8 protein-coding genes and 1 tRNA gene are annotated in these 12,471 nt (G+C 67.9%); 3 read left to right on the top strand and 6 right to left on the bottom strand.

Annotated elements, in window-relative coordinates; translation table 11 throughout:
- Positions 1-698 precede the first annotated feature (698 nt).
- Together ACF07S_RS22910 and ACF07S_RS22905 are read left to right on the top strand one after the other, a co-directional pair.
- Positions 699-1,079 (top strand): helix-turn-helix domain-containing protein, encoded by a 381-nt coding sequence (locus ACF07S_RS22910; RefSeq protein ID WP_391974958.1) that lies wholly within the window; start codon positions 699-701, stop codon positions 1,077-1,079.
- Between the two features lie 50 nt (positions 1,080-1,129).
- On the top strand, positions 1,130-2,635 hold the full coding sequence (locus tag ACF07S_RS22905; protein ID WP_391974957.1) for a LacI family DNA-binding transcriptional regulator: 1,506 nt from the start codon (positions 1,130-1,132) through the stop codon (positions 2,633-2,635).
- Positions 2,636-2,686: 51 nt separating this feature from the next.
- Here the strand turns inward: ACF07S_RS22905 and ACF07S_RS22900 are convergent, their stop codons facing one another.
- Positions 2,687-3,562: a hypothetical protein gene (locus tag ACF07S_RS22900; RefSeq protein ID WP_391974956.1), complete on the bottom strand. Its 876-nt coding sequence runs from the start codon at positions 3,560-3,562 to the stop codon at positions 2,687-2,689.
- 382 nt (positions 3,563-3,944) lie between these two features.
- On the opposite strand from ACF07S_RS22900, the gene ACF07S_RS22895 reads away from it, so the two are divergent.
- Complete coding sequence (locus ACF07S_RS22895) at positions 3,945-4,178, top strand: hypothetical protein (protein ID WP_391974955.1); 234 nt, start codon at positions 3,945-3,947, stop codon at positions 4,176-4,178.
- A gap of 39 nt (positions 4,179-4,217) precedes the next feature.
- Here ACF07S_RS22895 and ACF07S_RS22890 read toward each other — a convergent pair whose 3' ends face one another.
- The 5 genes from ACF07S_RS22890 to ACF07S_RS22870 all read right to left on the bottom strand — a co-directional run bounded on the left by ACF07S_RS22890 (position 4,218) and on the right by ACF07S_RS22870 (position 12,389).
- The gene (locus tag ACF07S_RS22890; RefSeq protein WP_391974954.1) at positions 4,218-5,057 is read right to left on the bottom strand and encodes a hypothetical protein; all 840 of its coding nucleotides are present in this window, start codon (positions 5,055-5,057) and stop codon (positions 4,218-4,220) included.
- On the bottom strand, positions 5,054-9,703 hold the full coding sequence (locus ACF07S_RS22885; RefSeq protein WP_391974953.1) for an AAA domain-containing protein: 4,650 nt from the start codon (positions 9,701-9,703) through the stop codon (positions 5,054-5,056). Before ACF07S_RS22885 ends, ACF07S_RS22890 begins: the two co-directional genes overlap by 4 nt.
- A 772-nt stretch (positions 9,704-10,475) precedes the next feature.
- Positions 10,476-10,549: transfer RNA gene (locus ACF07S_RS22880), tRNA-Pro, on the bottom strand.
- Between the two features lie 33 nt (positions 10,550-10,582).
- Positions 10,583-11,368: a Pr6Pr family membrane protein gene (locus ACF07S_RS22875; protein ID WP_391962896.1), complete on the bottom strand. Its 786-nt coding sequence runs from the start codon at positions 11,366-11,368 to the stop codon at positions 10,583-10,585.
- Between the two features lie 94 nt (positions 11,369-11,462).
- On the bottom strand, positions 11,463-12,389 hold the full coding sequence (locus ACF07S_RS22870) for a metallophosphoesterase (protein ID WP_391962897.1): 927 nt from the start codon (positions 12,387-12,389) through the stop codon (positions 11,463-11,465).
- Between the last annotated feature and the right edge of the window lie 82 nt (positions 12,390-12,471).

The following is a 12,471-nucleotide window of genomic DNA, read 5'->3' as shown; positions in this document are numbered from 1 at the left end:
TTGATGGCCGCTTGCGCTTTCCGGGCGTCGTCAACATAGCCACACCCGCGGCGCGCAAGTCCAGCCCTTACCGGCGCAATCTCTCACGGCAGAAACTCCGCCGGAAATCGAGACGGAGAGGGCGGTGCGAAAACGGTAGGGCACGATCGCCGGTCGACCAAATAGTTGCCCTGCATCCCGAGCCAGAAGCATCACATCGGCAAGCCGTTGACGTCTTGCGAGCGGCGAAGCTACAACACAACACCCCACGTCAGGGAGGGTCTCTGCTGTGGGGGCTCATTCGGGGATCCTGCCTTACGTAGCACCCCGACCGCCTCGCTCACCGATTGAGCGCGGGGCAACATAGCCGACAATCGCCGGTTAACCAAACCGGCGAATGCGCGCTACAAGTGGAGCCATGACAACACGATCTCTGGAAGTGAGGCCCGCAGGAATGCTGACGGCTCACACCACCGAAATCATTCGCACGGAGCGCGGCCTTGAGCCATGCCCACTCGCCGCGTGATGTACCGCTTTGAGCCGATCTATGTCCAGCACGATGCTGTCCCGCCTCGAATCCGCCAAGCGGCGATGAATGTCGACGGCCGCGTCGCCATCGTCGAATCCCTGCAGGTATCACCCCTTGCCCTCGTTCAGGGCCCGCGCGCCACCTGAGCCGCCCTCGCATCCCTCCCGCCCTCGCGACCAGGAGTTGCCCCTTGCACCGACCCACGCCCGCGTCCGTCCCCCACAGGCCGTCCGACACCCCCGCACCCCGCCTCTACCGCCCCGAGGAGATCGCCGACACCCTCGGCTGCTCGGCCTGGTGGGTCAAGGACCGAGCGCGACGGCGTTTGATCCCGCACACCCGGGTCGGCCGCGCCTACCGCTTCACCGCCGAGCACCTTGCCGAGATGATCCGCCTCCACGAGGAGCGGCCGGCACAGCCTGCGCAGACAGCCTTGGGGGCGACCGATCCGCTCTCTGAGCCCGGTACGCAGATCGGCTCCCCGCGACGTCGCCGCCCTGCCGTGGCACCGGCGACTCGCCTGCGGGCCCGCCCGCCGCGTCGACAGCAGCAGTACAGCGCTGTTGCTTGACTCGATCGCATCTGCCGTAGCCGAGGACGAGGAACAGGGGACAGCAGGACTTGGGTTTCGCGGAGAAGCGCGGAAGCTACTGGCGCGGCCGGTACAAGGTCGCGCCCGGCAAGCACAACACGGTCGTCGACGAGAACGGCAAGGCGATCAGGTTCGCCACCAAGGGCGAGGCCCAACGGGCAGCGGCCGAGGCCGAGAACAGGTACCGCCGCGGCGACTGGCGCGACCCGGCACTCGGCCAGGAGACCTTCGGGGAGTACGCGAACCGCTGGTACGAGGCCCAAGACCTGGCGGCTTCGACCATGCAGAACTACAAGCGCCACATCGAGGAGCACCTGCTCCCCGACTTCGAGGACAAGGCGCTCGCCGGCATCCTGCGCACGGACGTCGACCTGTGGGAGAAGAAGGAGAAGGCCCTCTATGCCACCTCTAGCGTCAAAACCTGGCGCTCAACGCTCCACCTGATCTTCGAGGACGCGATCGACGAGGGCCTCATCACGTCCAACCCAGCCGCCCGCAGGCGCGGACGGGGTAAGCGCGCCGGTCGCTCCCGAGACCGTGGTCCGGAGAAGGTGGTCACCGACGCGCTCGGCATCCTGCTGACCGCCGAGCGCGCCGCCCTGCTCTCCGGCCGCGACGACGAGTTCGTCGCGGTGGTCCTCAAGGCGTACACAGGGATGCGCTGGGGCGAGATCGTCGGCCTGGAGACCGCGTTCGTCCGCCCTGGAGCCGTCCGGGTCGAGTGGCAGCTGTACGAGCTCGACACGGGGGAGCTGGTGCGCTGCCCGCCGAAGGACGACAGCTACCGCACCATCGACTCGATGGACTGGCTGTCCGCGTTGGTCGCCAACCACGTCGCCCGCACGAAGCCCAAGCCTTGCCCCTGCCACGGCAAGACCTATGTCTTCCGAGGGCAGGGTGCAGCCCGTACTGGGGGCCACCAGGGCGCGAAGCTCGTCGACGTCGCCCGTCGTGCCGGCGTCTCGACGGGCACGGTGTCCAACGTCCTCAACCACCCCGAACGCGTCGCCGAAGCCACGCGCGCGAAGGTCGAGCAGGCCATCGCGGATCTCGGGTTCGTGCGAGGCGGTGTTGTGCCGGAGCATGCCGCCCACTGGCGCAGGAACGGTTTCGCGACCTGGTTGTTCACGCCTGCGGTCTCCGGCTGGTACCCGAAGAAGGCACCACAGGAGCCACGGCCGGTGCCCCTACTCGGCGAGCCGTGGCCCGGTGTCCCGGCACGGGGCCGGGGTGCCAGCGACCGGGCCGACGCCTGCTGGCTCCCGATAGCCAAGGGACTCACGCCCCACGGCCTTCGCCACACCCACCGGACGATGATGGAGGACCTCGGAACGGAGAAGGTTCTTATGGACGAACGGATGGGGCACATCGACGGCTCGGTCTCGGCGCGGTACGCCCACGTCACCCCAGGCATGCGCCGCCGCCTCATGGCTGGCCTGACCGAACAGTGGGAGGCGATGCTCGACGCGCGCCTGGCGATGTGTCCGGCATCGCCGGTGCGGGCGCTCAACGATCTTCTGCGCGCACGCCGGTAGACCAAGGGCTGCTCGGGTTCACCCCCGAGCAGCCCTCAGCGCACTATGTGCCTACAGCCAGGAGATCGTCTGTTCTTCCTCGCACGGCGTGCCCGACTCAGTCCATCGGTGCACGATCGTCCCCTGACGAGAGGTCCCCATATCGGAAGCGAGGAGGAAATCAACGAAAGACTTGGACGGGATGCGGTCGGCGGTCAGTTCGTCGAATACGTGCGGGTTGCGGCCCTCGCCGACGGGCTTCATCTCCAGGACGACGTTCTCGGCAGCGACGTCACCCAGATTCTCCACGCGCAGTCGCTCCCTCACACGCCGCATCCTGACCCGACCTTTGCTGTCCTGCTTAGGTTCGGTGTCCCACTGGAAGCTTGAGCGGAGGAGCGCACCCGTCCGTGGGCTTTCTGACGTGTCACTCTTTGGGGCGCCAGCCGCATACGCATCGTGCTCCAGGCATGTCCGCACCTTTGCCTTGAGATCATCCGCCGATGCGTAGGTGCCAGTGAGGCCGTGCTCTTGGAGCTCCTTGCGGAACAAATTGAGAGCAGCGAGCTGCTCCGGATCGTGATCACGCTGGATTGGCGCGTCGGAGAAGAAGACGTGGACGGCCGCACCGCGATCACGGGCTCTGAGGATCTCTTCGGCCGTACCGGAGACCGCACGCTTCGTTGCCTGGCCGAGCCGGCTGTTGAACACCGCGATGACGATGTCCGCCTCGTCGGCGAACTGTGCGTTGATCACCTCCTGCGCGTCGCCCTGCCCGACCAGCGGCACTGCCCCCAGTTCCCATCGAAGAGGAAGGAGGTGGACCTTGCGCCGCATCGTGTGGTCGCTGTTCCAACTGCGGATGGAGTCCTCCACCACATCGCGATCAGGAGCGGTGTCGCCTGGGGAAGCGATGAGGACGCTCAGCGTCAGGGTCTGGATGGCCATGGCAGCAGGCTAACCACAGCTACCGACAGTCCATCCCGGACTGCGAGTCTCCATGGTTTGGGAGCCGGATCACCGAGTCGGCTCCCAAACGGCTGGGAACCAACCCGCTCCCCGAGTCCCTTCAAGACCGCCCGAAACCACGACAGTCCGACGCTCTGACCATCTTGCCGCCCACAGGGTGCTTACAGATGGGGTGGCATCGCAGTCAGCCAGCGGCTCTAGGGGCGTCCGGGGCTCGGTGTCGAAGACTGTCGATGTAGTAGTCCGGACTGAGGACGCGGCGGTCTCGCGGGCGCCTCCCTGGGTTGATCTCCTCCACCGGTTTGGCGAGGCGCTCGGGGGTTCTTTCCTGACCATCCACTTGTGAGCACCCACTCGCTGTATGGCCTCACTGTCCAACCGGGCGTCGACCACGCGGCCCCGCGTATACAGCTTCCGCCTCAGCGGCCAACCAGGCTTCGCGCCCGAGTCCGTGCGCGGGTTTCCGGGTGAGCAGCGCGTGATGCTGCGCAAGGCGTTCGAGCGCGAGCTGGCTGCGGAACTGGCATGGAAGCCAGCCCGCGTGCGGGAACTGCTGGGGATGCCGGACAGCCGCCCCGTGCTGAGTCTCGTCTGACGAGCCCAGCCCGGGGCGGGGATGGTGTGGTTGGCGTTGTCAGGCCGCCTTGGGCTGTGAGTCGGCCAGGTCGTTCAGGACCGCGTTGACCACAGGCCAACACATGTCTAGCGTGTCGCGGTCCGGGGTGTGCGCCTCTCGGATCTCGGCGCGCGGGTGGACGAAGTTGCGGTACTTGCGCAGCTCGTGGCAGAAGCGCTCCACATCGGCGCCGATCCAGCCCGCGTCATGACAGATCTTGATCAGCGTGTCCAGATTCACGTGGTCCGGGGACTTGTTGCCGAGCAGTGACGCGTCCCGTTCCTGGACCACATGGACGAGGACGCCTTCCAAGAGGCTGCCGAGCATGATGATGGCAGCGACGTGGGCGCCGTTGGCGTAGCAGGTGCGTGCTTCGTCTAGGCGGTGCTGGAGGAGCCCGGCCATAGTCTGGTCGCTGATCAGGTCGGTCATGGCTGCTCTGAGCTCGACCGGGCCCTGGCTGCCCGGATGAGCGAGAGAGGGGTCGCAGGCGACCAGGCGGGGCCGGCCCCCGGGGTTCTCCAGGCGGGCGCCCTCGTGGATGAGGAAGGCGTTGACGGCGGAGATGACGGCAGGGAGCTGGTCCGGTTCATCGAGGTACTCGCGTGGGTCGGCGAGCCGAAGCAGGACCTTTTCCAGCTCCGTGGGGTCCTCTCGGCGCTCGGTGAGTCGGGCAAGGGTCCACTCCCTGCGGTACTCGCCGTCGTACTCAGGCACCCGCTGCCAGCCGGCGTGCTCCAGGAAGCGGGCGATCTCGTAACCCTTGCGGTAGTAGAGGTGCTCGTCGCCGCAGATGACGCGGGCCAGTTCCTCCAGGGTGTTGGCGTCCAGGATGCCGAGTGGGGACTGCGGAGTCATGCCGGGCCTTCCGTGCTGGTGCCGTCGGTTTCGTCGTCTTCGGTCATGTCGAGGGCAGCGACCGGATCAGTCGTGTCCGGGGTGTCGGGTGCGTCGGCTGAATCCTCGGCCAGCCCCTCGTCGGAGGAAAGGTCGAGCGGGGTCCACCGAGGAGTGCCAGATGCGGAGGGCGAGCGGGACTGGTCGTCGGCGCCGCCGAACGTGGCCGGATGGATCCCCAGCCGGTTCAGTTCTTCCCAAAGGCCGGACAGCGCTTCGTCGGGGTCGAATCGGAAGTCGCTCTCGCGGATGCGCCAGAACGTCCAGCCCACTCTTTGTAGTTCACGATCGCGCTGCTGGTCGCGCCGGATCTGCTCGGGTGTCGAGTGGTACCGCTCGCCGTCGCACTCCACGGCCAGGCACCCGCGTGCCCCTACGACGACAAGGTCGATGCGTTTGTTGCCCGCGGGGTACTGCGGGATGACGTGATAGCCGCGCTTCTTCAGACGTAGATAGACGTGCTGCTCGAAGAGTGATTCGAATGGTTTCTGCGGGATCTCACTCGACACCTCTCCGATGTCGGCGGAGCTGGCCAGTGCGGCGGGCGGGTTCTCCATATAAGCGAGCAGGTTGAACCGGAGGTCCTCCTTCTTCAAGCGGTCCGGGGGAACCGAGTAGAAGAGCCACATCTGGTCCTGGGCGCGGGATGCGGCGACGTTGTACGCCTGCCGTTCGCTGCGCGCGCCGCCCGCGATGCGCGGCGGGTCGGTCGCGACCATCGACAGCAGGATGACGTGGCGTTCGTCGCCCTGGAACGACGCGGGGTTGCCCACACGGATCTGGTGACGCTCGCGCACCGGCGCCGGGATGCGCTCATTGATCAGCTGTTCCAGGAGATTGACCTGGCCGACCGGACCCTGCAGAGCGATGATGCCCATGGTCTTGTCCCGGTAGGCGGGATCCTGCACGAGTCGGGCCAGGCAGTCGGCGATGGCCTCGGCTTCCTTGGGGTTGCGGAGCCGGCTGTCGCGGCCCTGGGTGACAGCCTCTTCGACGAACTGCGTCACGAGCGGATCAAGGCGCTCACCGCCGAATTGCCGCAGGGGTTGCAGTTTGTTGTTGTAGAAGGTCTGGGAGGACCAGCCGATGATCTCGGGCATGCACCGGAAGTGCTCCTCCAGCCGGATCACCTTCGGGAAGAATGTGGAGAGCAACTGGTAGAGGTTGGTGGCGGGGGTGTAGAGCTGGCGCAGCATGGGTGGCATGTCCGGCAGATGAGAGATGAGCCGGTCCTGGATCGCCTGAAGACGACCCATGCCGCTGACCGGGGGCGCGCACTGCTTGTCGTCCCCGACGACGATCACGCGGGGAGCGAGCCACAGTAGGAACAGCGCGTCCATGCCGGCCTGACTGGCCTCGTCGACGATGACGACGTCGAACGCGTCGCGCTTGGGCAGCGCCATCTCGGCCACCTGAGAGATCGGCATGACCCACGCGGGTACGGCTCCTTGCGCCGTCCTCATGGCGTCGTGCGCCGCGGCACGGTACTTGCCCGCGTTGCGACCCTTGCCCTTGCCGTATGAGGCCATGTGGTTGCGGTACGCCTGGAGCGCTGACCGCTGCTCCTGTGTCATGCGCTGCAAGCAGTGCAGCCGACCCCAGGTGGCAGCGAGTTCACCGGTCAGGTCCTCCAGGTTCCTTTCGCACTGGGCCAGTTCCGCTTCAACCCGACGCTCGCGGCCCGGGGTGCGCTGGCGGCGTACGAACGCGGAAGCCACAGCCCATGCCCACGCCTCGGCCAGCGAGTCCAGCCGCGCCTCCCAGGCAGGATCGTCGGGTGTCTGCGTCAGCTGGTCGGCGAGCAGGGGGTGTGCCCTGCGGACGCTGTCCAGGAGCACGGCGCACCGGCGGCGACGATGCTCCCGCCTATGTGCTTCCCGCAGCGCCTCCAGTTCCTTGGCGTAGCGGTCGATGTCCTGTTCTCGGATGGCCTGGGCGGCGGCCAGTGCTTCGGCGGAGGAGTGAGAACCCTCCACCGGCGTACGAAGCTGCTCCTCCCATGCGGCCAGCTGAGCCATGGCTTCATCGGCCGCCCGCCGACCGGAGAGGGCAGCCAGCGCGCTGGTGAACTCCTGCCAGGCCGCGCGGGAAGTGAGGGCGATGTGCAGGCCGTGGCCTACGAGCAGTTCGTCGATGCGCTCGCGTGCAGCGCCGAAGGCGTCGATGTGCTCCAGGCGTGCGAAAGCCTCTGCCAGAGAGGCCGGACGTAGCTCCACCGGCCCTTCCGGTATGGAGACCCCGGCCTGCGCCCACCGCTCCGCGAGTGTGGCGACAGCGGAGTGAGCGCGCACGCGGACGAGGACGGAGTCGAGATCCTCCAGTGTCTCGGGCGGGCGACCGTTTACGGTGCACGTATCGAGCAGCTCCTGAGCGGCCTTCTGCGCCTTCGACGCACGGAAGCTGCCGCGAGCGCGCAGCTTGCCACCCGAGGCGAGATGCTCGCGCAGCGCAGAGCCGGTCGCGACCATCGCATCGGCTCGCTCGACGGAGAGCTGCTCGGGCATGATGATGCGCTTCATTCCCTGCTCGTCCAACTGCCGGGACATGACGGCGAGGTGTTCTGCCAATCCGGACACTCGACGCCACAGGAGGAGGTTCTCGCGAGAGAGCCGGTCCGAGAGGGCCTTGGTGGTCCACTTGGCTGTATCCCACTGGTCGGCCGATGTCGGCAGACCGAGACGGTGCAGCGCCGTACGGCAGCCACCGGCGAGCGAGGTCAGTTCACCGGTGACGGACATGTCGAGCTGGGCGAGATCGTCGCGAATGCCAGTCGCTTCCGAGGACAGGCCGTCATCGGTGATACGGCCGGCCGCGAGGGCCTGGGCCAGATCTTCGGGTGACGGCAGGCTGTCCGGATCCGGCAGAGTGCCACCCGCGCGTGGCTCAGCCGCTCTGTCACGCAGGAGGCTCAGCAGTTCCGCTGCCTGCGCGGGAGAGAGCGGGGGAATGGAGGGTGTCGGTCCTTCATCCGGAACCAGGCCGATCCAGGAGTGACGCGCGGCGTTGTCCTGGACGCGCTGCACTATTGCGGCAAGGGTGCCGGTGTATCCGGGCGCGATCTCCCGGTGACGGTAGACCTCGTTCTCCCGTAGCGCGATCACCTGCTCGGTGAGCGTGCTGATCCTTCCCCGCACCTCTTCACGGCGCGCGGTCAGTCGACGGATCTCGTCCTGAAGCTGCTCGGGATCACTGGCAGCGACCTGGTCAGTCAGGGCATTGATCGTGCGCTCCAGTTCATCCGCCCCGTCCTGCCGCGCGGAGCTGAGCAGGAGAACGCACAAGTCCCTCACCGCAGGCGGAAGTTTGTCTCGTAGAACCGTCAGAGCCTGATCGCGGGCACTGGTCACGAGAACCCGCTGTCCCTGTGCGAGCAGGGCGGAGACCAGGTTGGCGATCGTGTGTGTCTTGCCGGTCCCCGGCGGACCCTGCACCACTACACCTGTGTCGTGCTCCAGGCGCCTGAGCACACTTCGCTGCCGCTCGTTGGTCTTCCCAGGGAAGAGCGGGTCGTCCCCGAAGAGGGGTGGGATCTCGCGGTCACCCCAGTTCGCGCGCTCCTCCGGATCCAGTGTCATCACCAGCTGAGCGAGCCCCAGGGGAGCGTGCGCCTCGAGGGCCACACTGTCCGCGATTCGGTCGTAGAAGCTCAGCAAGGCGTTTCGGTCCCGCGGACGCAACACCAGGGCTGGAGCGTAGGTCAGTCGCGCGCCTGCCTCCGGCTCGCGTGGAGGCTGCCACTCGGCGCTGAACGCGACCGGACGCTGCAGCACTTGCTCCTGCCATTGGACCAACTGCTCCAGTGCCTCCGTGCCGAGCAGGTGCAGCGACCGGGAAGCTATCTCCTCCGCGAGCGCGGCCGAGCGCTCGGGAGCCCAGCCGTCATCGGTGTCGAGAAACGCCTGATCCTCGAGTCGCACCGCGCCTTCGGCCATGAGCCGCACTGTCAGCCGGGCGGTCTTGCGCTCAACCGACGTCTCAACCCGGTGAGTGAGCAGATGACGATGGACGGCGTCGCCGCGCGGATCACTCCAAGTCAACAGGCCGGTTGCCAGGACGAGTTCGAGTTGGTCGTCCTGCTGGGTCAGCTTCTGGTGCCAGTGGTAGATCTGCTCGTACAACTCCCGAAGGGATCGCTCCGCACGCTCGCGCTCTGCCCACCGGCGCCAGCGGTCGAGCCACGGACCATAGGCCCGCAGCACTTCGGCTGCATCCTCTCGGCGGACGCTGTGGTCCTCCGCCTCCTCCCACCACTGACGGCCGTCCGCGGCTCGCACCAGCTCACGCCCCGGCCCTTCGAGTGCTAGCGGCGGATCACCGCCATCAGCGTCCTGGCACTGTTCCGCGGAAATCCATCCATCCAGCACCTCTGGCAGGGGCGGTGGTGCCGTCTGCGGCACGTGCTCGAGTGTGAGCAGCAAGCCGTCTACTCGAGCTGACGGGCGTCGTACGGATGCGGGCAGGTTAGCCAGCCACATGCGCTCCCGTGAGCGGCGGTCGTCGCGTAGACGGTTATGGCTGCTCTGCACAACTTCTTTGAGGAAGCCCAGCAGACCGGTGGTCTGTCCAATGACGTCAGGGTCGTTCGCGACACGTCGCGGCACGTTCACCTTGCTCCCCTCGGCTGATGGCGAACATTTCAGGATGAGGGTGCCAGGCAGGCAGGACAACGCGTCCCGGGAGAATGGCGTGATATGTGCGCCGCATAGGCCGGATCGGCAACACGCCAAGACGGTTGTGCTGGCAAGGATATGAACACCCGTTCTGCAAAGGCTGGTTCCGAATCCACGGTGGTCGTTCCACCGAAGGGATCACATCGGCCACTGGCCCACAGAGCTGCCGAGACTGCTGCTCAGGAAATGGGGAGGTTTGGGTGGCAGCACGGAAGCGGCGTCGATCCGCAGCGCGGAAGCACCGGGCGCAGCGCCTCAGGGCGGGCTTGATCGGTGCGGCGGACTGCCTCGTCCTGCTGGGCGTGTTCTGGCAGGCGATCTGGCGGTTCCTCGTCGGCGGGCTCGTTTCTCGCTTCGTTGGGGGTGCCCTAGGAGGGTGGGGGCTATGGCGTACGACCCGATTGTTCAAAGGACGTGATCACCAGTGACGGCAGGTGGAGCCCTCAGGTCCGGTCACCGGTTCCTCGTCGAGGTGGACACGATGTCGGGAGGCGAGTCCGAGGACTTCGTCGCGGATCTGTGCCGACGGGACGGATGTGCTCGCCCCTTCCCCGTGATGAGCCGGACGCTGCCTCCGTGTGGACGAAACGGGAGCCGCCGGGAGCTGGATCCCGACCTCGGCTCCCAAGCGGCTCCCAAAACGACCCCAGGAACCACTCAGGGGCCTGACCCGCGATGCGGATCAGGCCCCTGACCTGGTACTTCACTGTCGGGGTGGCGGGATTTGAACCCACGACCTCTTCGTCCCGAACGAAGCGCGCTGCCAAGCTGCGCTACACCCCGATCGTCGCTGCTGTCGCGGCGACGACGTTTACTTTAGCCCACTGGTGGCCGGAGACGAAATCCGGTTCTGGAGCGGCGGCGGACCGGGTTCGGGCGGGCGTGGTCCAGGGCCACGAGGAGGACGGCGAGGGCGTAGAGGGCGAGGCCCAGGAGGAGGGCGTTGGCGAGGACGCTCTTGTAGCCGTGCCGGGCGACGTCGAGGAAGGGGTAGAGGTAGCGGTCCGGAGAGGCGGGGAGGAGTTCGCCCCGGGCCAGGGTGAAGGCCAGGTAGGCCAGGGGGTACAGCAGCCAGGTGGCGGCCTGGCGGAGGTGGGTGCGGGCCGGCGGGGAGAGGAGGAGCCAGTCCAGCACCGCGGCGAGCGGCAGCACCGTGTGCATGGCGTGACCGGCGAGGGTCGCCGGCCACGGGGTGCCGGCGGTCTCGCCCGTCAGGGAGAAGCGCGGGGCGGCGTCGGCCAGGAGGACGTGGTGGACCAGGCCCGCCATGACGACGTACAGCAGGGCCGGTCCCGTGACGGCGCCCGGCAGCGGGTGGCGGGCGTTCCAGGCGCGGCGGGCCGACGCGAGCGTGACCAGTGCCAGCAGGATCGTGCTCTGCACCGCGAAGTTGCCCAGGACCCGGGCCGGGCCGCCGGTCAGGATCGCGATGGCCACCGCGCCCGCCGCCACCAGGGCCAGGGCCAGGCGGTACGCCGCTGTCAGCGGGCGGCGCACCGGCGGGACGACGGCTCTGGCGGGGGCGGAGCAGGGGAACAGCGCGGGCCGCGTCCCCGGAAGGGCGGGGAGGTCCGGGATGTCCCTGGGTATCGGGGCGGTCATGCACCCCAGCGTGGGCGGAGGTGCCGTCCGGGGCGATGCGGGTGGGCCGAACGGGTCACGCGGGCGAGTGGCCCCGTGGCCCCGGAGGGCGTGGTCAGTCCCGGCCCACCAGGGTCATCAGCGTCGCCTCCGGGGGGCAGGCGAAGCGGACCGGGGTGTAGCGGTTCGTGCCGCAGCCGGCCGAGACGTGGAGGTAGGCGGTACGGCCCTGCGACGTGTGCGTGGACAGGCCCTTCACGCGGTCCGTGTCCAGGTCGCAGTTGGTGACCAGGGCGCCGTAGAAGGGGATGCAGAGCTGGCCGCCGTGGGTGTGGCCGGCCAGGATCAGGGGGTAGCCGTCGGCCGTGAAGGAGTCCAGGACGCGCAGGTAGGGGGCGTGGACGACGCCCATGGAGAAGTCCGCGGTGTCCGACGGGCCGCCCGACACCTCGGCGTAGCGGTCCCGCTTGATGTGCGGGTCGTCCAGGCCGGTCAGCTCGATGGACGCGCCCTCGATCTTCAGCGTGCCCCTGGTGTTGGTCAGGTTCAGCCAGCCCGCCGCGTCGAAGCCGTCCCGCAGTTCCTCCCACGGGTTGTGGATCACGCCGACCGCCGGGGCGTTGCCGTTGAGGCCGTGACGGCCCTGCGTCTTCTCGATCAGGTAGCGGGCGGGGTTGCGCAGCTTGGGGCCGTAGTAGTCGTTGGAGCCGAAGACGTAGGCGCCCGGGAACTCCATCAGGGGGCCGAGGGCGTCCAGGGCCTCCGGTACGCCTTCGGGGTCGGACAGGTTGTCACCGGTGTTGATCACGAAGTCGGGGCGCAGCCCCGCCAGGGAGCGCAGCCAGCGCTGCTTCTTGCGCTGGCCGCTCACCAGGTGGATGTCGGAGACCTGCAGCACGCGCAGCGGGCGCATCCCGGAGGGCAGGACGGGGATCGTCACCCGCCGCAGGCGGAAGGAGCGGGCCTCGAAGCCCGCCGCGTACAGCAGTCCGGCGGCGCCGGCCGCCGTGATTCCCAGGGGGATTCCGTATCGCGCGCGCATGCGTCCATCGTGTCAGACCCGGCGGGACCGCAGCGCCTCGAGGGCGGTCGGTGGATCACTCCCGGCGCCCGTTGACGCACCG

Source organism: Streptomyces sp. NPDC016640, from assembly GCF_043076215.1.
Taxonomy (GTDB): Bacteria; Actinomycetota; Actinomycetes; order Streptomycetales; family Streptomycetaceae; genus Streptomyces.
The sequence above is the reverse complement of the archived record's forward strand: the minus strand, read 5'-3'. Positions and strand labels throughout refer to the sequence as shown.

Excerpts from the sequence above, each read along its gene's own strand:
- ACF07S_RS22870 (WP_391962897.1), bottom strand. The coding sequence starts at position 12,389 with ATGCGCGCGCGATACGGAATCCCCCTGGGAATCACGGCGGCCGGCGCC.
- ACF07S_RS22890 (WP_391974954.1), bottom strand. The coding sequence starts at position 5,057 with ATGACTCCGCAGTCCCCACTCGGCATCCTGGACGCCAACACCCTGGAG.
- ACF07S_RS22900 (WP_391974956.1), bottom strand. The coding sequence starts at position 3,562 with ATGGCCATCCAGACCCTGACGCTGAGCGTCCTCATCGCTTCCCCAGGC.
- ACF07S_RS22895 (WP_391974955.1), top strand. The coding sequence starts at position 3,945 with ATGGCCTCACTGTCCAACCGGGCGTCGACCACGCGGCCCCGCGTATAC.
- ACF07S_RS22875 (WP_391962896.1), bottom strand. The coding sequence starts at position 11,368 with ATGACCGCCCCGATACCCAGGGACATCCCGGACCTCCCCGCCCTTCCG.